Origin of the sequence: Sphingomonas silueang (assembly GCF_040049155.1) — a bacterium.
In the GTDB taxonomy this organism is placed as follows: Bacteria; Pseudomonadota; Alphaproteobacteria; order Sphingomonadales; family Sphingomonadaceae; genus Sphingomonas; species Sphingomonas silueang.
Genome location: NZ_JBDZDK010000006.1, coordinates 90,659 through 114,126, shown reverse-complemented (window position 1 = coordinate 114,126; position 23,468 = coordinate 90,659). Strand labels below are relative to the sequence as shown.

The 23,468-nt window shown below is 69.2% G+C and carries 17 protein-coding genes; 12 read left to right on the top strand and 5 right to left on the bottom strand.

Annotation, left to right across the window (positions count from 1 at the left end):
* Nucleotides 1-45: 45 nt before the first annotated feature.
* From ABLE43_RS08280 to ABLE43_RS08270, 3 genes are all read left to right on the top strand, one after another.
* On the top strand, nt 46-828 hold the full coding sequence (locus ABLE43_RS08280) for an SDR family NAD(P)-dependent oxidoreductase (protein ID WP_348978017.1): 783 nt from the start codon (nt 46-48) through the stop codon (nt 826-828).
* A 2-nt stretch (nt 829-830) separates the two neighbouring features.
* Nucleotides 831-1,781: a glycoside hydrolase family 130 protein gene (locus tag ABLE43_RS08275; protein WP_348978123.1), complete on the top strand. Its 951-nt coding sequence runs from the start codon at nt 831-833 to the stop codon at nt 1,779-1,781.
* 242 nt (nt 1,782-2,023) lie between these two features.
* Nucleotides 2,024-3,286 (top strand): PQQ-dependent sugar dehydrogenase, encoded by a 1,263-nt coding sequence (locus tag ABLE43_RS08270; protein ID WP_348978016.1) that lies wholly within the window; start codon nt 2,024-2,026, stop codon nt 3,284-3,286.
* 112 nt (nt 3,287-3,398) lie between these two features.
* On the opposite strand, the gene ABLE43_RS08265 is transcribed toward ABLE43_RS08270, so the two are convergent.
* Entirely contained in the window at nt 3,399-5,663 is a 2,265-nt protein-coding gene (locus ABLE43_RS08265; RefSeq protein WP_348978015.1) for a beta-glucosidase, read from the bottom strand.
* A gap of 168 nt (nt 5,664-5,831) precedes the next feature.
* Here ABLE43_RS08265 and ABLE43_RS08260 point away from each other — a divergent pair, with 168 nt between their 5' ends.
* The 9 genes from ABLE43_RS08260 to ABLE43_RS08220 all read left to right on the top strand — a co-directional run bounded on the left by ABLE43_RS08260 (nt 5,832) and on the right by ABLE43_RS08220 (nt 19,179).
* The gene (locus ABLE43_RS08260) at nt 5,832-8,843 is read left to right on the top strand and encodes a TonB-dependent receptor (RefSeq protein WP_348978014.1); all 3,012 of its coding nucleotides are present in this window, start codon (nt 5,832-5,834) and stop codon (nt 8,841-8,843) included.
* A gap of 239 nt (nt 8,844-9,082) precedes the next feature.
* Nucleotides 9,083-10,612, top strand: a complete 1,530-nt coding sequence (locus tag ABLE43_RS08255; protein WP_348978013.1) for a tryptophan halogenase family protein — start codon at nt 9,083-9,085, stop codon at nt 10,610-10,612.
* Entirely contained in the window at nt 10,599-11,312 is a 714-nt protein-coding gene (locus tag ABLE43_RS08250; protein WP_348978012.1) for a SapC family protein, read from the top strand. Before ABLE43_RS08255 ends, ABLE43_RS08250 begins: the two co-directional genes overlap by 14 nt.
* Nucleotides 11,313-11,325: 13 nt before the next feature.
* Complete coding sequence (locus ABLE43_RS08245) at nt 11,326-12,324, top strand: cupin-like domain-containing protein (RefSeq protein ID WP_348978122.1); 999 nt, start codon at nt 11,326-11,328, stop codon at nt 12,322-12,324.
* Nucleotides 12,321-13,814: a tryptophan halogenase family protein gene (locus ABLE43_RS08240; protein WP_348978011.1), complete on the top strand. Its 1,494-nt coding sequence runs from the start codon at nt 12,321-12,323 to the stop codon at nt 13,812-13,814. The genes ABLE43_RS08245 and ABLE43_RS08240 overlap by 4 nt, the downstream gene beginning before the upstream one ends.
* Nucleotides 13,814-14,881, top strand: coding sequence for a LacI family DNA-binding transcriptional regulator (locus tag ABLE43_RS08235; protein WP_348978010.1), 1,068 nt, complete (start codon nt 13,814-13,816; stop codon nt 14,879-14,881). Before ABLE43_RS08240 ends, ABLE43_RS08235 begins: the two co-directional genes overlap by 1 nt.
* A 185-nt stretch (nt 14,882-15,066) precedes the next feature.
* Complete coding sequence (locus tag ABLE43_RS08230; RefSeq protein ID WP_348978009.1) at nt 15,067-16,749, top strand: ATP-binding cassette domain-containing protein; 1,683 nt, start codon at nt 15,067-15,069, stop codon at nt 16,747-16,749.
* Nucleotides 16,733-17,791, top strand: a complete 1,059-nt coding sequence (locus tag ABLE43_RS08225) for an efflux RND transporter periplasmic adaptor subunit (protein ID WP_348978008.1) — start codon at nt 16,733-16,735, stop codon at nt 17,789-17,791. The genes ABLE43_RS08230 and ABLE43_RS08225 overlap by 17 nt, the downstream gene beginning before the upstream one ends.
* Nucleotides 17,788-19,179: a TolC family protein gene (locus ABLE43_RS08220; protein ID WP_348978007.1), complete on the top strand. Its 1,392-nt coding sequence runs from the start codon at nt 17,788-17,790 to the stop codon at nt 19,177-19,179. The genes ABLE43_RS08225 and ABLE43_RS08220 overlap by 4 nt, the downstream gene beginning before the upstream one ends.
* A 324-nt stretch (nt 19,180-19,503) precedes the next feature.
* Here the strand turns inward: ABLE43_RS08220 and ABLE43_RS08215 are convergent, their stop codons facing one another.
* Genes ABLE43_RS08215 through ABLE43_RS08200 form a run of 4 tightly spaced genes read right to left on the bottom strand, consistent with a single transcriptional unit; the run spans nt 19,504 to nt 23,422 of the window.
* Nucleotides 19,504-20,745: a GIY-YIG nuclease family protein gene (locus ABLE43_RS08215; RefSeq protein ID WP_348978006.1), complete on the bottom strand. Its 1,242-nt coding sequence runs from the start codon at nt 20,743-20,745 to the stop codon at nt 19,504-19,506.
* Nucleotides 20,738-22,834 carry a DEAD/DEAH box helicase gene (locus ABLE43_RS08210; RefSeq protein ID WP_348978005.1) on the bottom strand — a complete coding sequence of 699 codons (2,097 nt, stop codon included), beginning with the start codon at nt 22,832-22,834 and terminating at the stop codon, nt 20,738-20,740. The genes ABLE43_RS08215 and ABLE43_RS08210 overlap by 8 nt, the downstream gene beginning before the upstream one ends.
* Nucleotides 22,831-23,154, bottom strand: coding sequence for a type II toxin-antitoxin system YafQ family toxin (locus ABLE43_RS08205; protein ID WP_348978004.1), 324 nt, complete (start codon nt 23,152-23,154; stop codon nt 22,831-22,833). The genes ABLE43_RS08210 and ABLE43_RS08205 overlap by 4 nt, the downstream gene beginning before the upstream one ends.
* A complete protein-coding gene (locus ABLE43_RS08200; protein ID WP_348978003.1) occupies nt 23,138-23,422 on the bottom strand; it encodes a type II toxin-antitoxin system RelB/DinJ family antitoxin in 285 nt (94 codons plus the stop codon). The genes ABLE43_RS08205 and ABLE43_RS08200 overlap by 17 nt, the downstream gene beginning before the upstream one ends.
* Nucleotides 23,423-23,468: the final 46 nt, after the last annotated feature.

Genomic DNA, 23,468 nt, shown 5'->3' with positions numbered 1-23,468 from the left:
CTTGAAGCCAATTCCCCCGCCGGTCGTTCCGCCCCCGGACCAGTGATGAGGACGGATGCGATGACGGGCCGGGTGGTGATCGTGACGGGCGGCGAATCGGGGATCGGCGCCGCCTGTGCCAAGGCGTTCGGGGCGGCGGGCGACCGGGTGGCGGTCTGCTACTTCGCCGACGCAGCCGCCGCGAATGCCAGCGCCGATGCGGTGCGCGCGGCGGGCGGCGAGGCGATGACGGTGCAGGTGCATGTCGACGACGAGGCATCGGTCGATGCCGGGTTCGCGGCGGTCGAGGCGGCATGGGGACCGGCGGACGTGCTGGTCCATTCCGCCGGGCTGAACATGACCGGCGTTACTGTCCGCGACATGGCGCTTGCCCAGTGGCGGCGGCTGATCGACACCGACCTGACCGGCGCGTTCCTGACCTCGCGCCGGTTCCTGACCGGGCGGGGGGAGCGGACGGGCGATGCTGCGATCCTGCATATCTCGTCGATCCATGCCTATGCGGTGCGTGCGGGCGGGGCGGATTATTGCGCGGCCAAGGGCGGGCTTTCCAACCTCGTCGAGACGCTGGCGATCGAGGAGGCGCCGCGCGCCATCCGGGTCAATGCGATCGAGCCGGGGATGATCCTGACCCCGATGAACGCCCGCGCCTCCGCCGACGAGGCCTATCGCCGGACGCTGGAGCGCAACATCCCGCTGGGTCGCGCCGGACAGGCATCGGAGGTCGCCGACCTCGCGGTGTTCCTCGCCTCCGACAGGGCGCGCTACATCACCGGGGCGCGGATCGTGATCGACGGCGGGCTGTCGCTGATGCAGGCGCTGGGGGCATGACCATGGGGCAGGACATCGCCGATCCGCATCGCCGGGACGCGGTGACGCAGGACATGCTCGACCTCGACTTCAACGTGAAGCGGATCGAGGCGGTGGTGCTGGACGGTCCGCCCGCGCTGACGGGGCGCGACCTGATGAGCCCCTATGTCTGGCGTGAGGCGGACGGACGCTGGGGCATCATGGTGCGCGCAGTGGTGCGGCCGGACGAGCCGCTGACCGATACCGGCGTGATCTGGGCCGGGTGGAGCGACGACGGGCGGCGCTTCACGATGCTGGACGCGCCGTCGATCGTACCCGGCCCCGACGCGCACGACGCGGGCGGCGTGGAGGACCCGACGGTCGTGCGCCTGCCCGACCGCTATGTCGTCTACTATTCGGGCGTGCTGGCCGACCATGCGCATGGCGAGCTGTCCTATGCCAGCGGTCCGACCCTCGATGCGCTGACCAAGAGCGGGGTCGCGCTCGCCTCGTCCAAGTCGGAGGGCAATACCAAGGAGGCGACGGTCGATCGCACGCCCGACGGGCGCTGGCGGCTGTTCTACGAATATGCCGCGGACGAGGCGTCGCGCATCGGCCTCGCGATCGGCACGGATGTGGCCGGGCCGTGGGACGAACAGCCGACGCCGTTCATGCCGCGCAGCGACAGCTGGGACGACTGGCACCTGTCCACCGGCCCGCTGCTGACCGACGATCCGGACATGCCGGTCATGTTCTACAACGGCGCGACCCGCGACGCGCGCTGGCGGATCGGCTGGGTCGCCTTCTCGCCCGACTATACGCGGGTGGTGGCGCGCGGCATCCAGCCGCTGGTGACGCCGCCGCCCGCCGAGGATCGCGGGGCGACCGACATCGCCTTTGCCGCATCGGTGGTGGTCGATGGCGAGGGCGCGATCTGGCTCTATTACTCGCTGGAGGACCGCCGTCTGGCGCGGGCGCTGATCCGGCGCAGCTGAACGGGTGGTTCACCCCTCGACCGTTCGTGGCGAGCATCGTCGAGATACCTTGGCGTATCGCCTGCGGCACGTCCCTCGACTTCGCTCGGGACGAACGGGTGAGCGCTCGGGACGAACGGGGGCGGCTTGGGAGGAACGGGTGGCGGATCGACCCGGCGATCGTGCGGGTGCCCGGATCGGACGGGGCAGGAACCGGCAACTTCGCTGTTCGGTTGTGACGCGACAACAGACGGGGACCGCCGATGAAGATCCGATTGCTCGCCGCGACCACGCTCGCGCTGCTTTCCACGACCGCCGTGGCACAGCAGGCGAAACCCATCCCGGGCCTCAAGCCGCAGCCCGAACCCTATGCAACCGAATCGGTGGTCAACCACCCGGTCACGATCGGCTGGCCCGAAGGCCGCAGCCCCAAGGCCCCGGCGGGGTGGCAGGTGGTGAAGTTCGCCGGCGGGCTGGACTATCCGCGCCAGGCGCTGCTGCTGCCCAACGGCGACGTGCTGGTCAGCGAGGCGCGCACCAGGCCCAAGCTCGACGCCGAGCCGGAGGTCGCGCGCGGGCAGGCGCTGTCGAAGACGACCGGCTACAGCGCCAATCGCATCACCCTGTTGCGCGATGCGGACCGCGACGGCGTGGCCGAACAGCGCTTCGTGCTGCGCGAGGGGCTGAACCAGCCGTTCGGGATGCAATATGCGGGCGGCAAGCTGTATGTCGCCAACACGGACGGCGTGGTCGTCTTCCCGTTCCGGCCGGGCGAGACGCGGATCACCGCCGCCCCGCGCACCATCGCGACGCTCCCCGCCGGGGGATACAACAACCACTGGACGCGCAACCTGCTGCTCAGCCCCGACGGGCGGACGCTCTACGTCTCGGTCGGGTCGGCGTCGAACGTCGGTGAATATGGCATGGACGAGGAGAAGCGCCGCGCCGCGATCCTCGCCATCGATCTGTCGTCGGGGCGCGAGCGGCTCTATGCCTCGGGCCTGCGCAATCCGGTGGGGATGGACTTCGTGCCCGGCACCGCCCAGCTGTGGACCGCGGTGAACGAGCGCGACCATATCGGCGACGATATCAGCCCCGACTATCTGGTCGGCGTGCGCGAGGGCGGGTTCTACGGCTGGCCCTACAGCTATTACGGCAGGCAGGACCCGCGCCATGCCAACGAGAAGCGCGAGCTGCTGGCAACGACCCTGCTTCCCGATGTGGCGGTCGGGCCGCATGCCGCGGCGCTGGGGCTGGCCTTTGCCAGGCAGGGGGCGCAGACCGCCTATGTCGCGCGGCACGGTTCGTGGAATCGCGCGGACTTCATTGGCTATGACGTGCTGTCGGTGCCGTTCGCGCAAGGGCGCCCGACCGGCGAGCCGCAGCCGTTCCTGACCGGCTTCGTGGCCGATGCGAAGAAGGGCACGGTGTACGGTCGCCCGGTCAGCGTGCAGACCCGCGCCGACGGGGCGATCTTCGTCGTCGACGACGCGGGCGACACGGTGTGGCTGGTGCGGCGGGGGTAGGCACACCCCCGTCATTCCGGCGAAGGCGGGAATCCACACACGCTGACCTTCGGGCAGGAACCGAACCGTCAGCGGCTATGGGCTCCCGCCTGCGCGGGCGTGACGGACTTGGTTACGGCCGCATCCGCCGGTCCGACAGCCGGACGCTGCGCACCAGCGTCCGGTCGGCGGCGTCGCGGCCCACCGCCACCCGGTAGTCGCCGCCCGCGATGTGCCAACCGGGGGCCGCCACGTCGTAATCGGCGACGATGCGCGGCTCGGCGGTCAGCGTCACCCGCTTCGTCTCGCCGGGCTTGAGGTCGACCCGCTCGAACGCGGCGAGCCGCATCGGCCCCGCGCCGTCGCGTGCGACATAGAGTTGCGGCACGTCCGCCCCCTCCCGCGCGCCGGTGTTGGTCACGTCCAGTGTGGCGGTGAGCTTCCTGCCGCCGGTCACGCGCAGGTTGCGATAGGCGAAGCTGGTGTAGCTGAGTCCATGGCCGAACGCGAACAGCGGCTTCGTGCCCCGCTTCTCGTACCAGCGATAGCCGACATCGGCCCCTTCCTGATACTGGATCGGGAAGCTCTCCAGCTGATACTTCGCGGCATTGGCCGGATCGGCCGCCGCCTGCGTTTCCAGCGCCATCTGCCGGTCGAGGCCGACGGGCGCGACGCGCGGCGGCTGCGAGGCGTCGGCGGGGAAGGTGATCGGCAGGCGGCCCGAGGGGTTGACCCGGCCGGTCAGGATGTTGGCGATCGCCTCGCCGCCGCGCTGGCCCGGATACCATGCCTGCACCACGGCGGGTACCTTCGCTGCCCAAGGCATCAGGACCGGGCCGCCGGTCTCCAGCACCGCAACCGTCTTCGGCTGTGCCGCCGCGACCGCCGCGATCAGCGCGTCCTGCTGGTCGGGCAGGCGCAGGTCGGGCACGTCCGCCGCCTCGGTCGTCCATTGCGTGGCGAAGAAGATCGCCATGTCCGCTGCCTTGGCCGCGTCCACCGTCTCGTTCAGGTTGCGCCCGTCGACGAAATCGATCTGCACGCCGGGCAGCGCCTTGCGCAGCGCGGCAAGCGGCGAGGAGGCGTGATAGGTCACGCGCACGAACGATGCGGGCGCACCGTAGGCCAGCGGGATCTCGATCGGCGCACCGCCGACCGAGCGCACCTGGCTCGACCCGCCGCCCGACAGCACGCCGCGGTCCGCGCCGCCGCCGATCAGCACGATCCGCTTCGCCGTGGCGGCGAGCGGCAGGAGGTTGCCGTCGTTCTTCAGCAGCACGATCCCCGCCTCCGCGGCGCGCTGCGCGACATCGGCATGGGTCGCATAGTCCGGGGTCTGCGCGGCGTCGGGCACCGGGGCGTCATAGGCCCCCGTCTCGATCAGCGCGGTCAGATAGCGCGCGACCATGTCGTCGATCCGCGCCTGCGGTACCTGCCCCGCCGCCACCGCCGCCTTGAGCGGTTCGGAGAAATAGGGCGCCTTGTCCAGTTCCTCGCCCGACTGCTGGTCCAGCCCGGCGTTGGCCGCCCTGGCGGTGGAATGCACCGCGCCCCAGTCGCTCATCACCCAGCCGGGGTAGTTCCAGTCGCGCTTGAGCACCTGGTTCAGCAGGAAGTCGTTCTCGCACGACCAGTCGCCGTTGACCTTGTTATAGGCGCACATCACCGATCCGGGCCGCCCCTGCTCGATCGCGATCTGGAAGGCGAGCAGGTCGCTCATCCGGAGCGCCGCCTCGTCGATCCGCGCATCGGCGACCGCGCGGCCCGTCTCCTGCGCGTTGAGCGCGAAATGCTTGACCGTGGAGACGATGCGGTTCGACTGCACGCCCGCGATATGCGCGCCGCCGAGCAGGCCGGACAGCAGCGGGTCTTCGCCGAGATACTCGAAATTGCGCCCGTTCCACGGATCGCGCGTCAGGTTGACGCCGCCCGCCAGCAGCACGTTGAACCGCTTGGCGCGCGCCTCCGCACCGATCATCGCGCCGCCCGCGCGGGCGATGGCGGGCGAGAAGCTGGCGGCGGTGGCGAGCGAGGAGGGGAGCGCGGTCGCGACGTCGCCCTTGCGCTGTTCGACCTGATTGGCGACCCCGAGCGAGGCGTCGCTCTCGCGCACGATCGGCACGCCCAGACGGGGCACGCCGTCGACATGCCCCGCCGAGGGGATCAGCTCGTTCGGCGTCTTGCCCCCCGCCATCGGCGGGAACAGCCCGTGGAGCAGCGCGATCTTCTCGTCCGGCGTCATCCGCGCGACCAGTGCGTCGGCGCGGGCACGGGCCGCCTTGGTCCCCGGCGCCGCCTTCTGCACGGTGCGTTCCTGCGCGGGCAGGGTGGTCGCCATCCCGCTCATCGCCAGCAATGCCGCCGCGAACCCGTACGCCCGGTTGGTGAACACCTGCATCCTTGCCTCTCCCTGATCCGGTCGGTGCCGGACGTGTTATGCTTGCATCAGTCGGTGAGAATGTTCTCACCCCTTATCCCAGATGCTTGACAGCCTTGCGGGCGGCACGCAAGTGAACGTTATCAATACGCGCACCATAGAATGGCGCGAACAGCAGGGGAGGAAGATATGCGCGCAAGCACTGCACGCCGCGTGACTCATTGGATTTTCGGCGCTTCGGCGATCGCTCTCGCGACCGGCGCTGCCCGGGCGCAGGATGCCGCCGCGACGCTCGGCAATCCCGGCCCGTCCGAGGTGCAGGACACCACGACCGCGAACGAGGTCGAGGACGACACGATCACCGTCACCGGCATCCGCGCCAGCCTTCGCGACGCGCTGAACATCAAGCGCAATGCGCAGGGCGTGGTCGATGCGATCAGCGCCGAGGATATCGGCAAGTTCCCCGACACCAACCTCGCCGAATCGCTCCAGCGCATCACCGGCGTGTCGATCGACCGGCAGAACGGCGAAGGCTCGACCGTCACCGTGCGCGGCTTCGGCCCCGAATATAACCTCGTGGTGCTGAACGGGCGGCAGCTGCCGACCTCGACGCTGGGCGACGGCGCCAGCGCGCCCGCATCGCGATCGTTCGACTTCGCCAACCTCGCCTCCGAAGGCATCGCGGGCGTCGAGGTGTACAAGACCGGGCGTGCCGCCGTGCCCTCGGGCGGCATCGGCTCGACGATCAACATCAAGACGCCGCGCCCGCTCGACCGCCCCGGCATGCGCGGATCGATCGCCGCGCGCGGCGTGATCGACACGTCGCAGAACGCCAGGGACGAGATCACGCCGGAAGTTTCGGGCGTGTTCAGCACCACCTTCGGCAGCGAGGACCAGTTCGGTTTCCTCGTGTCCGGCGTGTACCAGAAGCGCAACGCCAGCGTGAACACCGGCTCGGTCGGGTTCGGCAACGCCTTCCTCGGCACCGAGAACGACTGGGGGACGCTGGGGCCGCAGGGGCCGAACGTCATCAACCGCCCCGGCCCGACCGACGTGTACGAGGTGCCGCAGAGCGCGGCCTACAACCTGACCGACATCCGTCGCGAGCGGATCAACGGGCAGGCGGTGCTGCAATATCGCCCGGTCGATTCGCTGACCGCGACGGTCGACTTCACCTATTCGCGCAACAAGGTGGAGGCACGCGACAGCAGCGTCGGCATCTGGTTCAACTTCGGCGACACGTCGAGCGAATGGACCGACGGCCCCGCCGCCGGACCCGTGTTCTACACCGAGCGCTTCGGGCCGGGTAAGGACCTGTCGTACAGCGGGTCGCTGACCGCCAACGTGTCGGAAAACAAGTCGCTGGGCGGCAACCTGCGCTGGGACGCGCCGGGTGGCGTGACCGTGACGCTCGACGCGCATCATTCGACCGCAGAGTCCAAGCCGACCAACCGCTTCGGCAGCAGCACCTCGGTCGGCTCGGCGATCTTCGGGGTGGCGAGCCAGACGGTGAACTTCACCAAGGACCTGCCGATCCTGTCGTACGTCATGCAGCCGGGGATCGACGCGCTCAACCCCGCGCTCATCAACGCGACGGGCAATTCGTTCCGCAACGCCTATTTCCGGGACGAGATCAATCAGGTGCAGCTGAACGGTCGCTACGACCATGACGGCAGCTTCCTCGATTCGATCGACTTCGGCTTCAGCTATGTGAACAACAAGGTCCGCTCGGCCTACGGCTTCCTCCAGAACGATACCTGGGGCGGCGTCGGCACGCCCGCCGACCTGCCCGACGACCTGTTCGAGCGGGTGTCGCTGCCCGACAAGTTCAGGGGCGTCGACGGGGCGAAGGACGGGATCATCCCGGCCTATTACCGCTTCAACTTCGAGCGGATGGTCGACATCCTCGACAGCCGCTTCGGCATCTGCGGCGGCGACGGCAACTGCCTCGCCAATTTCGATACCGACCGGCGGATCCAGGAAAAGACGATCTCGCCGTTCATCCAGGTGAACAACACCTTCGACCTGTTCAACCGGCGCGCGCACCTGATCGCGGGCGTGCGCTATGACCAGACGACGGTGGAATCGGCGTCGCTGACCCCGATCCCGACCGGGGCGGCATGGGTCGCGACCGGCGAGTTCAACATCATCTATTCGACCGCCAGCGACTTCCTGCCGACCAAGGGCAGCTACGACAACTGGCTCCCCGCGGTCGATTTCGACATCGAGGTGCTGAACAACGTCAAGCTGCGCGCGTCGTACAGCCACACGATCACCCGCGCCGATTACAACAGCCTGCAGGGCGGGCTGACGCTCAACCGTCAGTTCGGCATCGCGGGCGGCGGCGGGTGGCAGGGCAATCCGAACCTCGTGCCGTTCCTGTCGAAGAACATCGACGTGTCGGCGGAATGGTATTACGCGCCGACCAGCTATGTGTCGGCGGGGTATTTCCGCAAGAACGTCAGCAACTTCATCAACTCGCAGGAGGTCGAGCGCTCGGCGTTCGACCTGCGCAACCCCGCGGATGGCCCGCGCTTCCGCGCGGCGCAGGCGGCGCTGGGCGGGACGATCGATACCGCGCGCATCCGCGATTACATTCTGCGCAACTTCACCAACGGGGTGGAAGTGGCGCGGAACGGGGCGGGGCAGCCGATCCTCGACCAGAACGGCTATTACACCGGGCGCATCTTCGGCCTGCCCGAGGACGGACTGGTCGACTTCCGCGTCGGCACGCCGTTCAATTCGGACCAGACCGCGACGATCGACGGGTTCGAGTTCGCGATCCAGCACAGCTTCTGGGACACCGGCTTCGGCGCGATCCTGAACTATACGATCGTGCGCGGCGATGCGAAGTTCGACAATGCGCTGGACCCCAACGTCGGCCAGTTCGCGCTTGCCGGATTGAGCGACAGTGCGAACGCGGTGCTGTTCTACGACAAGAACGGGTTGCAGGGGCGCGTGGCGTACAACTGGCGCGACGAGTTCTACGCCGGGGGCAACCCCAACCCGACCTATGTCGAGGCGTACGGGCAGGTCGATGCCAGCATCAGCTATGCCTTCACCCAGGGGCTGACCGTCTTTGCCGAGGCGATCAACCTGACCGGCGAGGGACGGCGTGGCCACCGGCGCAACGACAATTTCGTGACCTTCGCCCAGCCGGGGTTTGCGCGCTATAGCGGGGGGGTGCGCTTCAGCTTCTGATGCGTCTGTCTGGAAACGCGCAGGGTTGCGCGTTTCGAGGCGGTACCGGCCCGCTCCCCCCACCCGGCCACCCATCAGGATACTGGCGTGGGTGGCCGGGCGGGGGTCGCCCAGCAAAGTACTACTTTGCTGGGACCCTTGGGGGAGCGGGCCGGTACCGCGAAACGTGCCGGCGGCACGTTTTCAAACAGCGGCCGATATCCCAAAGGGGGTCGGCACGCGGGTAACGGGAACGGATGGTGGCGGAGCGGATTGCACGGATCGTGGTCGTCGGCGGGGGAACCGCCGGATGGCTGTCCGCGTGCCGCATCGCCGCCGCCGGACCCGCCCTGTCGGTCACGCTGGTCGAATCGTCCGATGTGGCGACGATCGGCGTGGGCGAGGGGACATGGCCGACGATGCGCGCCACCCTTGCCCGGATCGGCATCGACGAGACCGATTTCCTCGGGCGGTGCGACGCGAGTTTCAAACAGGGGTCGCGCTTCGACGGCTGGGCCAGCGGCGCGGCGGGCGACCGCTATTACCACCCGTTCACCGCGCCCGCCGACGTGCCGATCCACGACCTGATCGCGGCATGGAACCCGCAGGCGGGCGATTTCGCGTCCTTCGCCTGCGCGCAGCCGGATATCTGCCGCGACGATCTCGCCCCCAGACAGGCGGCGATGCCCGGCTATGCGGGGGCACTCAACTACGGCTATCACCTCGACGCGGCGAAGCTGGCGGCGATGCTGCAAGCCCATGCGACGACCCGGCTGGGCGTGCGCCATCTCCGCGACCATGTGACCGCCGTGGAGGCCGCAGCGAACGGCGATGTCGCCGCCGTCGTTACCCGTGACCATGGCGCGGTGGCGGGCGACCTGTTCCTCGATTGCACCGGCCATGCCGCGCTGCTGATCGGCGGGCATTGCGGCGTGCCGCTGATCGATCGCACCGGCGTGCTGTTCAACGATTGCGCGCTGGCGGTGCAGGTGCCGGTCGCGCCCGACAGCCCAATCGCGTCGCAGACCAACGCGACCGCGCATGACGCGGGCTGGATCTGGGACATCGGCCTGCCGCAGCGGCGCGGGGTCGGCTGCGTCTATGCCGGCGATTTCCTGAGCGACGAGGCGGCGGCGGCGACGCTGACCGGCTATCTCGCGCGCACCGCGCCGGGGGTCGATCCGGCGAGCCTGTCGTTCCGGCAGTTGCGCTTCCGCTCGGGGCACCGCGAACGGTTCTGGCAGGGGAACGTGCTGGCGATCGGGCTGTCGGCGGGGTTCCTCGAACCGCTGGAGGCATCGGCGATCGTGCTGATCGAACTGTCGCTCGACGCGCTGCTCGACGGGTTTCCGGCGGATCGGGACGCGATGGACCTGCATGCGCGGCGGTTCGACCGGCTGTTCCGCTATCGCTGGGACCGGATCGTCGATTTCCTGAAGCTGCATTACGTGCCCAGCCGCCGCGCGCAGCCCTATTGGCGGGCGCATCGCGAGGCTGCCTCGATCCCCGACTCCCTGCGCGAGTTGCTGGCATTGTGGCGCACCCAGCCGCCGACGCCCGCCGATCTGGCACAGGCGCAGGAGGTGTTTCCGGCGGCGAGCTATCAATATGTGCTCTATGGCATGGGTGTCGCCCCGCCGCCCGCGGGCCTGCTGCGCACCGCCGATGTCACCCCGGCGCTGGCCGAGGTCCGGCGACGCGCGCGGGCACTGGCGCAGCATCTGCCGACCAACCGTGCCTATCTGAACGCGCGCACCGCGCCAGCCGAGAACCGCCATGCCCGACCATGAACTGCTGAACGTCGCCCACCACCGCGAACTGCGCATCCGCCGCGAACGCAACGCCGAGCTGGGCGATGCGGTGATGACCGCGCTGGTCGTGCCCGACGAGTTCCGGCAGGTACAGGCGAGCTACCCGATCCTGTTCCGCCGCACGCCCGAGCGCGACGGCTATGTGGCGGTGGCGCTGTTCGGGTTCGAGGGCGGCGAGAACCTGTTTCTGGACGGCGACCGCTGGGACGCGCCGTACCTGCCGCTGTCGATCGATATCCAGCCGTTTCTGCTCAGCGGCGCCGCCGATGCGGAAGGCCCGCGCAAGGCGGTGATCGACCGCGCCAGCCCGCGCGTGTCGGGCGACGACGGCGTGCGCCTGTTCGATCGCGATGCGCGCCCGACGCCCTATCTGGAAGCGGTGCTGGCCCGGCTCGGCGCGCTGGACGCGGGCTATCGCGGCAGCGCGGGCTTCTTCGCCGCGCTGGAGGCGCATGGCCTGCTCGAACCCTTCACGCTGGAGGTGACGCTGAACGGCGGGGCGACGCACCGGCTGGTCGGCTTCCACACCATCGCCGAAGAGGCGTTGCAGGCGCTGGACGGCGCGGCGCTGGCGGCGCTCCAGCGGGACGGGCATCTGCTGCCGATCTATATGGCGGTGGCATCGCTCGCCAATTTCCCCGCGCTGATCGCGCGCAAGAACCGGGTGGCGGGTGGCTGACATCTTCGCGACCATGGCGCGCGTGCCCGAGGTGCGCGTGGGCGATGCCGCCGATCTCGACCGGCAGCTGCGCGCCGCGACCGCGCCGTTCGTGGTGCGCGGCCTCGTGGCTGACTGGCCGCTGGTACAGGCGGCGCAGGAGTCGGCGGAAGCGGCGCGGGCCTATCTGCTGGCGCATCACCGCGACCTGCCGTTTCCGGTATCGGTCGGGCAGCCCGGCGGCGACGGGCGGCTGTTCTACGACGATGCGATGCGGATGAACTTCGCCATGGCCAAGGCGAAGCTGCCCGACATCTTCGCCGAACTGGCGCGCGAGGAGACGGCGGAACGCCCGCGCCCGCTCTACCTCGCGTCGATCGACGTGCGCGGCTATTTCGACGGGCTGCACGCGGCGAACCATGTGCCGCTGGGCGATCGGCAGCCGCTGGCCAGCATCTGGATCGGCAACCGCACCCGCATCGCCGCGCACAACGACCAGCCCGACAATCTCGCCTGCGTCGGCGCAGGGCGGCGGCGCTTCACCCTGTTCCCGCGCGACCAGTTCGCGAACCTCTATCTGGGGCCGGTGGATCATACCCCGGCGGGACGCACGGTATCGATGGTCGATTTCCACGATCCCGACTTCGATCGCTTTCCCCGCTTCCGCGACGCGCTCGACCATGCGCAGACCGCCGAGCTGGACGCGGGCGACGCGATCTTCATCCCCGCGCTGTGGTGGCATCATGTCGAGGGGCTGGCGGCGTTCAACATCCTCGTGAACTATTGGTGGCGCGATACCCCGCGCTGGCTGGGCGTGCCGCAGGACGTGCTGAACCACGCGATCCTCGGCATCCGCGACCTGCCCGCCGACCAGAAAGCCTATTGGCGGGCGATGTTCGATCATTATGTGTTCGACAATGACGCGGCGACGGTCGCCCATCTGCCCGAAGGAAAGCGCGGCGTGCTCGATCCGCTGACCCCCGAGACCGCCGACCGGCTGCGCAATTATCTGTTGCGGCAGCTCAGCCGATGAGCGCTGCTGCACCGTATCGCGTCGTCGTCGCGGGTGGCGGCACCGCGGGCTGGATGGCGGCGGCGGCGATCGCGCGGACGATGGGCCGCACGGTCGACATGACGCTGGTGGAATCGGAGGCGATCGGCACCGTCGGGGTCGGCGAATCGACCATCCCGCCGCTCGCCACCTACAACCGGCTGCTCGGCATCGACGAGGCGACGTTCATGCGCGCCACCTCGGCCACCTTCAAGCTGGGCATCCTGTTCGACGGATGGCGCGATGTCGGCAGCCGCTATTTCCATAGCTTCGGGACGACCGGGCGCGATCACTGGGCGGCGGGGTTCCAGCATTACTGGCTGCACGGGCGCACCCGTGGGCACGACCAGCCGTACGACGACTATTGCACCGAGCTGGTCGCGGCGATGCAGGGGCGGTTCGCGCATCTGCCGAACGACGGCACCAACTATGCCTATCAGCTCGATTCCGGCCTCTATGCCAAGTTCCTGCGCGCCCTGGCCGAAGCGGCGGGCACGCAGCGGATCGAGGGGAAGATCGCGAGCGTAGAGTTGCACGGCGAAAGCGGCGATATCGCGGCGCTGGTGTTGGCGGACGGCCAGCGGATCGAGGGCGAGCTGTTCCTCGACTGTACCGGCTTTAGGGCGCTGTTGATCGAGGGCGCGCTGCATGCCGGGTTCGACGACTGGACCCACTGGCTGCCGTGCGATGCGGCGATCGCGCTCCAGACGGATAGTGTCGCGCCGCCGGTGCCCTATACCCGTGCGATGGCGCATGACGCCGGGTGGCAGTGGCGGATTCCGTTGCAGCACCGCGTCGGCAACGGCCTCGTCTATTGCAGCCGCTATCTGTCGCGCGACGCCGCGCTCGACCGGCTGCTCGGCAATGTCGAGGGGGCGGTCCGGGCCGAGCCCAATTTCCTGCGCTTCACGACGGGCGCCAGGCGGCGGCAGTGGCATCGCAACTGCGTGGCGATCGGCCTGTCGGGCGGGTTCATGGAACCGCTGGAATCGACCAGCATCCACCTGATCCAGCGCGCGGTGCTGCGGCTGATCCGGCTGTTTCCGCAAGGGCGCATCAGCCCGGCGGACGTGGCCGAGTTCAACGACCAGCAGATGCAGGACATGGTGCAGATCCGCGACTTCCTGATCCTGCACTACAAGGTCACCGACCGGCGCGATTCACCCTTCTGGCGGCAATGCGCCGCGATGGACGTGCCCGATACCCTCGCGCAGAAGATCGCGCTGTTCCGCGAGAGCGGCCGCGTGTTCCGCCGCAACGAGGAACTGTTCGGCGAGAACAGCTGGGTGCAGGTGATGCTGGGGCAGGGGATCACCCCCGCCGCGTGGCATCCGATCGCGGCGAAGCTCAGCGACGAGGAACTCGACCGGCTGCTGGGGATGGTCCGCCGCGGCGTGGCCGATGCGGTGGCGACGATGCCGCCGCACGGCGCGTATGTCGCACGCTATTGCGGCGCGGAGGCTCCGCACTGATGGCGCGGCGCAGGCAGGGGGTGACGATCAAGCATGTCGCGGCGGATGCGGGCGTCTCGCTCCAGACGGTCAGCCGCGTCATCAACAAGGAGCCCAATGTCCGCCCCGAAATGGCCGAGCGGGTGCAGGCGGCGATCGATCGGCTGGGCTATGTCCCCTCGATCGCGGCGCAGCGCATGGGCGGATCGCGATCGCGGCTGATCCTCGCGCTCAACGACCGCGACCGGACCATCGCCGACTGGCGCAAGCGCGAGGGTGCCGACTGGGTCGACCAGATGCTGCTGGGCGGCATGCTGACCTGCGCCGAGCACGGCTATCGCCTCATCATCGAACTGGTCGACACGCACAGCGACCATATCCGCCGCGAACTGTCGGCGGCGCTGGCGGCGCTGCAACCCGACGGCGTGATCCTGACCCCGCCGCATTCGCAGGACGCGCTGATCCTCGACCTGCTGGCGGCGCAGGGGATCGGCATCGCCCGCATCGGATCGCTGACGCCGGGGCCGGGCGTGTCGCTGACGATGGACGACGAAGGCGCGGCGCGGCTGGCGACCGAGCATCTGCTGGCGCTCGGCCATCGCCGGATCGGCTTCATCGCCGGGTCGGCGGAATATGAACTGAGCGGCTGGCGCGTCACCGGCTGGGCCGGTGCGATGGCGGCGGCGGGGCTGGCGACCGACCTGCTGGCCGCAGGCGACTTCGGCTATGCCAGCGGGCGCGCGGCGGCGGAAGCGCTGCTGGCGGCGCGCAGTCCGCCGAGCGCGATCATCGCCAGCAACGACCAGATGGCGCTGGCGACGCTCGACCTCGCCCGCGAACGCGCGCTTGTCGTACCGGGCGACCTGTCGCTCGTCAGCTTCGACGACACGCCGGTCGTCCGCTTCGCCCATCCGCCGCTGACCGCGGTGGTCCAGCCGGTCGCGGAGGTGACGGCGCGCGCGGTCGAACTGCTGATCGCCGCGCAGGGTGGGGAGGCGATGCCCGCGCGGCCGGTGTCCGTCCCCGCGACGCTGGCGGTGCGCGGATCGACCGCGCGTCCGGCGCCTGCCCTGCGCGCGGGAGGCTGAGTCCGCTTGGGCCGAAGCAGCGTCCGCCCGGCGACATTGCCGCGCGCAAACGCCGTGATTCCGTAGCGTCGCCGGTTCGTTACAAATGGTTGCACTACCGGAATGGCCTCTTGCCCCAACGGGTCTTGCGTGCATGCCCCCCTGCCATGCATCGATAGTATAACGAATCAGGGAGGCGCGCAGGCATGGCGGACACTCGCCCGGGGATTCGGGCCTTTGCCGGTTGGATCAGGCTGGTCCTGGCACCGGACGCCGCATTCGTGCGGCTGGCGATCATCTACGGCGTCGCGATCTCGCTGCTGACGCTGGCGACGCCGATTTCGGTGCAGGTGCTCATCAATTCGGTCGCCAATACCGCGCTGCCCGCGCCGCTGTTCACGCTGGCCGGGCTGTTGTTCCTGCTGCTGCTGTTCGCGGGGACGCTGGCGGCGTTCCGCATCCACCTGCTGGCGCTGTTCGAGCGGCGGCTGTTCGCCCGGATCGTCGCGGAGATCACCGTGCGCGCCGTCCATGCGCAGAACCCGTTCTTCGCCGACAACCGCAACAACGACCTGTTCAACCGCTATTTCGATCTGGTGACGGTGCAGAAGGCGCTGCCCAGCCTGTTGATCGGCGCGTTCACGATCATGTTGCAGGGCGCGGTCGGGCTGGTCGTCACCAGCTTCTATCACCCGTTCTTCCTCGCCTTCAACGTGGTGCTGGTGCTGGCGCTGTTCGCGATCTGGCAGATCTGGGCGTCGGGCGCGATCCGCAGCGCGGTGGCGATGAGCCATGCCAAGCACAAGGCGGCGCACTGGCTGGAGACGGTCGGCGGGTCGAACGGCTTCTACAAGTCCAGCCGCCACCTCGACTTCGCGATGGACCGGTCGGAAGCGGTGACGGCTAACTATGTCGCGGCGCACCGGCGGCATTTCCGCTACACCTTCTCGCAGACGCTGGCGCTGCTGTTCGTCTATGCCACGGCCAGCGCCGCGCTGCTGGCGCTGGGCGGCTGGCTCATCATCCAGAACCAGCTGTCGATCGGCCAGCTGGTCGCCGCCGAGCTGATCCTGTCGGGCGTGTTCTACGGCATCGCCCAGTTCGGCCCGTATCTGGAGGCGCTGTACGATCTTGCCGCCGGGCTGGAGGAGCTGTCGCTGTTCTGGGAGGTGCCGCAGGAGGCGGGCAGGCGCGAGGGCGACGGCCCCGCCGACGGATCGATCCGTCTGTCGGGCGTCGAGCAGGACGGCTATCGCCTCGACTTCGCGGTGGCGGCGGGCGAGCAGCTGGCGATCGTCGCCGCGCCGGGCGTGGAGCGGACCGTCATCATGCTGCTCAAGCGCCACCAGACCCCGGCGCGCGGGCTGGTGATCGTCGGCGGGCGCGACATCGCCGGGTTCGACATGTACCGGCTGCGCGCCGAGGTGATGGTGCTCGACCGGCCGAGCTTCGTCGAGATGTCGATCCGCGAATACCTCACCCTCGCTGCATCCGGCGATGCGGCGCGGATGGTCGAGGCGCTGGAGACGGTGGGCCTTGCCGAGCGGCTGGGCGGATTGCCCGACGGGCTCGACACGGTGATATCGACCTCGGGCTGGCCGCTGTCGGTGGGCGAGTTGATGGCGCTGCGCCTGTCCGCCGCGCTGCTGGCGCGCCCCAAGCTGCTGGTCCTCTCGCCGCTCTACGACCTGCTGCCGACGCGGCGGGTGGATACGGTGCTCGAGCGGCTGCGGGGTACGACCACCGTGCTCCAGTTCACCCGCCGGCCGCAGGGGCTGGCGCGCGACGGCAGGCTGTGGCTCGGCACGCAGCAGCAGCGGCGCTGCGCCGACGAGCGCGAACTGATCGACCTGGCCAGCGAAGGAGGTAGCGATGTCCTTCCAGCCTGACCAACTCGCCCATTTCCCCACGCTGGCGGGCCTGCGCCCGCCGCGCGCGACGCGCGTCCTCGCGTGGATGATCGTCGTCGGCATCGCGACGGTCGCGGCGGTCCTGTTCCTCGTGCCGTGGGTGCAGACCTCGGCAGGCAACGGCCAGGTCGTGGCGCTCAATCCCGACGACCGCGTGCAGGACGTGACCGCGCTGGTGCCGGGCCGCGTCGAGCAATGGTATGTCCGCGACGGCGACACGGTGCGCCGGGGACAGCCGATCGCGCGGATCGTCGACAACGACCCCGAACTGCTCACCCGCCTCGCCGCCGAGCGCGCGCAGGTGGTGGCCGAGATCGGGGCGGCGGAACAGGCGCTGGCGACGGCGCAGATCGACGTGGGGCGTTCGGGCCAGTTGCTGGCCGAGGGCCTTGCCGCCCGGCGCGATTACGAGGCGGCGCTCATCAAGGTCGCCGACCACCGCGCCAAGCTGGCCGAGGCGCGGGCGAAGCTCAGCCGCGTCGATGTCGCGCTGAAGCGCCAGTCGGTGCAGACGGTCAATTCGCCGCGCGACGGGCGCATCCAGTCGATCGACGCCGCCGCCGGTGCCACGCTGCTGTCGGCGGGCGACCGGCTGGCGACGCTGGCCCCGGCACGGGCGGTGCGCGTCGTCGAGCTGATGGTCGACGGTCGCGACATCGCGATCATCCGGACCGGCCGTCCGGTGCGCCTTGCGTTCGAGGGGTGGCCCGCGATCCAGTTCAGCGGCTGGCCGTCGGTCGCGCGCGGCCTGTTCGCGGGGCGGGTGCGCTCGATCGACCCTTCGGCGCAACTGACCGGACTGTTCCGGGTGCTGGTCGAACCGATGCCCGGCGCGGCCCCGTGGCCGAGCGACGATTACGTCCGGCTGGGCGGCAAGGTGCGCGGCTGGATCCAGGGCGAGACGGTCAGCGTCGGCTATGAACTGTGGCGGCAGCTCAACGACTTCCCGCTCGAATTCCGCCGCCCGGCGGACGAGGCGAAGAAGGTGGCGCCCGATCCGGTCGCGAAGGTGAAGAAATGATCCGCGCGTTCGTGACTGCCGTGGCGCTGCTGGCGGCGCTGCCGTGCGCCGCCGAACCGCTGACGCTCGACACGGTGCTGCGCTCGTCGGCGACGCATGCGCCCGCGATCCTCGAGGCGATCACCCGCGAGCGGCAGGCCGATGGCCGCCGCCTGACCGCGGAAGGGGCATTCGACCTGCTGTTCGAGGGCGATGCCAAGTCGCGCCCGCTCGGCTATTACGACGGCACCGTCGTCGAAGGATCGGCGACCCGCCCGCTCGCCACCAACGGCGGTGCGCTGTACGGCAACTATCGCGTCTCGCGCGGTACCTTTCCGGTCTATGAGGACAAGTCGTACACCAACCGGCTGGGCGAGGTGAAGGTCGGCACGGTGTTCGCGCTGATGCGCGACCGGCTGATCGACGAGCGGCGCGGGCGGCTGGGGCTGGCCGAGCGCGATATCGACGTCGCCCGGCTCGACCGCGAGATGGTGGCGATCGGGGTACAGCGCCGCGCGATCGACGCCTATCAGGCATGGGTCGCGGCGGGGATGCGGGTGCGGGTCTATCGCGACCTGCTGGGGCTGGCGACCGCGCGGCAGGCGTCGATCGAGCGGCAGATCACGCTGGGCGCGCGGCCCGATATCCTGAGCGTCGAGAACCGTCAGAACATGGTCCGCCGCCAGACGCTGCTCGCCCGCGCCGAACAGGAACTGGCGACGGCGGCGAATGCGCTGTCCTTCTACCTGCGCGACGAAGCGGGCGAACGCCTCGTCCCCGCCGCCGACCGCTTGCCCGACCGCTTTCCCGAACTGCGCCTGCCGTTGCTCGGCGGCGACCTGACGCGGCGGATCGACCGGCCCGATCTCCGCTCGATCCTCGTCAAGCTCGAACAGAATGAGGTCAAGCGGCTGCTGGCGGAGAACGAGCTGCGGCCCCGGCTCGACGTGAAGGGCGAACTGGCGAAGGATATCGGGCCGGTGGGGCTCGGCGGACCGAACCGCACGCCCACCGAAGGGATCGTCGGCCTGCGCTTCTCGATGCCGCTGGAGCGGCGGGCGGCGCGCGGCAAGATCGCCGAGGCGGCGGCGGAGGCCGACGGGCTGCGCCTGCGCCAGCGGCTGATCGAGGACCAGATACTGGTCGAGGTCAACGGCCTCGCGATCCAGGCGACCACCGCCGACCGGCTGGTGGCGCTGGCCCGCGACGAAACCGCGCTCGCCGACCGCATGGCCGACGCCGAGCGCCGCCGGTTCCAGCTGGGCGCCAGCGACTTCCTCGTGGTCAACCTGCGCGAGGAAAGTGCCGCGGACGCGCGCCTGCGCCAGCTCGACGCCGAATACCGCCGCTCCACCGCCCGCGCCGAACTGGTGGCGGCGACGGCGGATCGCGATCAACTGGGGCTGTAGCGGCGGGGAGTGGAGCGGGCGAGGGCGTCCCGTTCCAGTGTCTTGCTGCACCGGACGCCACGGAAATCCGCGGTTCGTGGCTCGTCCGATCAGCCTCGTGCTGCCGGTTGGCGTCCGTTGCAACGCGCAACCCCGGGACGGGCAACGCGGCCATGGTGGAGGAGCCGCGTCCGGCGCTATAGTCCGGCAAGCGCATCGGGCCGGACGCGATCCAGCAGGGCAAGCCCGGGTCGTGCGGCGCGTTCCAGATCCGCGCATGCACGGCGGGACCGGCGGAAGCAGTGCCGCAGGGTTGCCCTGTTGGTCCCTGCGGCATCTGGCACGCTATGGGCGGTGCGGATCGTCGGGTGGTCCGCCGTGGCGGTGGAGCGAAACCAGGGCCGCCGCCTTGGGATCATAGACCATGCCCGCCAGCGTCCCGTCCGCGATGCGGGCGACGATTTCGTCGACGATGGGCAGCGGCACCAGGAACCATTCGCGCGGACGAACCGGCTTGCCGAAGCGATCGGCAATCTCGACGTCGAAGCGGACGGGGTCGAGGACGCGGTGGACCAGCGCCTCCAGCCGGGCGCGGTGTACGTCGTACAGCTTGTAGGTGGCGACCACGTCCACCCCGGCCAGCAGATAGGTGGCGTCGTCGGCGGCACCGGCGATGCGCGCCTCGACCGATCCGCCGGTGATGCCAATCTTGTGGACGAGGTTGCGGTGCGCAGCGATCATGGGATGCGTCGAGCGGCTGCGCAGGACATAGAGCGTCCCGGTCGGCAGGTGATCGGGTTCGACCTCGACCGATGTGGCGCCGTCGAACAGCGGCCCGGCGCCCGGCTCGGTGATCCGGCGGCCGCCCTCGTCCTTGTAGAGCGCGCGCTGGAGCGAGCGGAGCAGCAGGTCGCTTTCGGTGCCGTTGGAATAGATCACGCGCAGGCGGGCGTCGGTGTCGCCGTTGGGTGCCGCGATCGGCTCGCCCACCTCGGCCACATAGGCGATCTGCCCGCCGACGATGAAGAACTCGCCGGGTTTGATGTCGGCCTTGGACATGCCGAGGTCGCGGACGAAGGGCCGCGTGGTGCGGATGCCCGCCGCGATTTCGGTCTGCACCCGGTCGAACAGCGGCCTGAACGTCGCGAAATCCGCGCAGCGTCTGGCGCTGGCGACCTCCTCGGCGGCCTGGCGATCCGTATGGGAGCGGACGTTGCGCAGCCGGGTGATGTCGTTCGATCCGTCGGCTTCGATGCCCAGCTCGGCCAGCAGCGCGCCGTCGTCGAGATCGTCGATCGCATCGGCATCGGCCGCGCCGTCCAGCAGGCCGTGCACGTCCATCTCCGCCAGCAGTTCGCGGCAGTCGGCCTGCGCGCGCAGCCGGTCGAGCCGCACGGCGTAGAGCCGCTCGAAGATATCGCGGCCCGCGCCATGCTGCGGCACGCGGCCGTGTTCCTCGCGGAAGCGCACGATATCCTCGAAGCCCGCGATGATCCGTTCCTCACGCGGGGTGCGGGCGCGGACCTTTTTGGGAGTGAGGTCGACACCCAGTTCGGCGAGGAGTTCGTCGTCGGTCAGCTCAGACATGCGCCGCCCCCGCAGCCTGGGCCTTGGCGCGGAAGCGGGCGAAGGCGGCGACGCCCTCCGCCAGCTGGCGCTCCCACGGATCCTGCGACGTCGCCTCGGGCGCGCGGCCGCGTTCGCGCTTCCACTGGAGCGCGCGGATCGCGAAGGCGCGTGCCTCTTCCTCGGTCAGCGTCGTCTTGCGCGCGGAGATCGCGGCCTGCACCTGGCGCAGCGTGCTTTCGTTCATCGCCTTGGCGAGGATCGCACAGGCGGCATCGAACGGGTTGATCCGGTCGATCAGGTCGATGTCGAGCTCGCGCACGTTCATGAACTTGCGGACGCCGTCGACGAACGAGGTGTTCGCCTTCAGCTCGCCCGATCCGTCGTCGGTCGCCGTCTCGGTGACGATCCTCGCCGCCTGTTGCGTGATGTTGAGCGCGGCGATGGCGTGCTGGCGGATCGCCTCCCGGTCCGTCTCGCTGAGGTCGGGGTAGCGGTCGCGGACGATCTTGCCCATGCGCACCTGGGTCAGTTCCTCGGGCACCACCTCGGGATCGAACAGGCCGCGTTCGATCGCCTGGCGGTCCTGGATGAAGCTGGTGATGACCTCGTTGATGTCCTCGGCACAGATGCGCTTGCCCTCTGCCGAGCCGGGCAGCAGCAGGTCCTTCAGCTCGAAATGGAACTGGCCGCGTTCGTCGTTGAAGCCGACATTGGTGCGGCCTTGCTGATAGCCGTCGGGACCATAGTCGAACCCGTCCTTCGGCCCGGCATCCTTCGGCGTGAACTCGAAACGCGGGGCCAGCACCTGTTCCATCAGCAGGCTGGCGGCGATCGCCTTGAGCGTATCGTTGACCGCTTCGGCCACCACGTCGTCGGCGGCGGCGGGTTCGGCGATCAGGTTGGTGAAGCGCGCGACCGTCTTGCCCGGCGCGTCGCGGGTGGCGCGGCCGATGATCTGGATGATCTCGGTCAGGCTGGCGCGATAGCCGACGGTCAGCGCATGTTCGCACCAGATCCAGTCGAACCCCTCCTTCGCCATGCCGAGCGCGATGATGACGTCGACATGGTAGCGGTCGCTCCGCGCCTCCGGGCTTTTCAGGGCCGCCGCCACGCGGTCACGCTTCGCGGGATCGTCGTCGACCAGATCGGCGACCCTGATCGTCGCGCCCGCCGCCGTCTCGATCAGGTGGAAGCCGGTTTGCGCGTCGGTGCCCTTCCATCGCCCGAGGTGATCCATGATCTCCTCGACCTCGCGATGCTTGTCCTTGGTGCTCTCGCGGCTGTTGACGCTGGGGATATGGACGATCGTCTTGACGCCCGGATCGAGCAGGTCGTTGATCTTGTCGATATAGCGCCCGGTGTAGAAGCTGTAGGCGATGTCGAGCGTCTTGAGCCAGCGATAGCCGTTGAGCTGTTCGTAATAGGTGTAGGTGACGGTGGTGAACTTCGCCTCGTCCTCCGCCGACAGCACCGCCACCGCATCGCCGCGGAAATAGCTGCCGGTCATCGCGACCAGATGCACCTTGTCGCGCGCGATCAACTGGCCCAGTTGTGCGCCCAGCCGGTTCTCCGGGTTCGCCGAGACGTGGTGGAACTCGTCCACCGCGATCAGCCGCCCGTCGAACGCTTCGATCCCCAGCGCGTCGATCGCGAAGCGGAAGGTGGCGTGGGTGCAGACCAGCACCGTGTCGTCGCTGCCCAGAAACTCGCCGACCGCCTTCACCTTCGACTTGGCGACCTTCACGTCGTCGGCGCCGGGCGTGTTGCACAGGTTCCAGTGCGGCTTCACCCTCCAGTCGGCCCAGAAGCCGTGCGCCGACAGCGGCTCGTCGGCGAAGCTGCCGCCGATCGAGCGTTCGGGGACGACGATGATCGCCTGTCTGACGCCCTGGTTGTGCAGCTTGTCGAGCGCGATGAACATCAGCGCGCGCGATTTGCCCGACGCGGGCGGCGACTTGATGAGCAGATACTGCTCGCCGCGATGCGCATAGGCGCGCGCCTGCATCGGCCGCATGCCGAGTTCGTTGGCGCTGGAGGAGGCGCCGGTGCGGCCGGTGACGAGGCGGACGGCCGGAATCGAACTTGGGGGGATGATGCTGGAGGTCATTCGTTGAACAGCTCGCTATGGGTGCCGGCGCGGACGAAATCGACCGTGCCGCTTTTGCCGGCCGCGTCATCGACCTGATAGATCAACAGGAAGTCGCCGCCGACATGGCATTCCCGAAAATCCGACCAGTCGCCCTTCAGCGGGTGATCCTTCCATTCGGGGCCGAGCGGTCCGTCGTTGGCGATCAGCAGGAGGATGACCGACTTCAGCAGCCGCATGTCGTAGCGGTCGGATCGATTCAGCCGCGCCCGGTCCTTGGTGAAGGATTTCCGGTAGGTGCAGGCGCGCGGATGCCGCGCGCGTTTACTCCCCGCGCTCAAGGGCGGCGAACATCTCGTCGGCGTTGCTGAAACGCGGCCTGGCACGCCCGGCCTTGATGTCTTCCATCATCCGGCGGGACTCTTCCATCGCCGCGCGCGTTTCCTCGTTGGGCACCTTCAATTCCAGCGGAAAGGCCTGGTCGGCGACGATGCGGTGGAACAGCAGCCGGACGGCGTCCGCCGTCGACAGCCCGATCGCGTCGAGCGCCGCCGTCGCCTGCGCCTTCAATTGCTCGTCCATCCGGACGTGGAGCATGGACGTCGCCATCATCGCCTCCCTTGTATCTCAATTGCGATACATAATGGATCGTCGC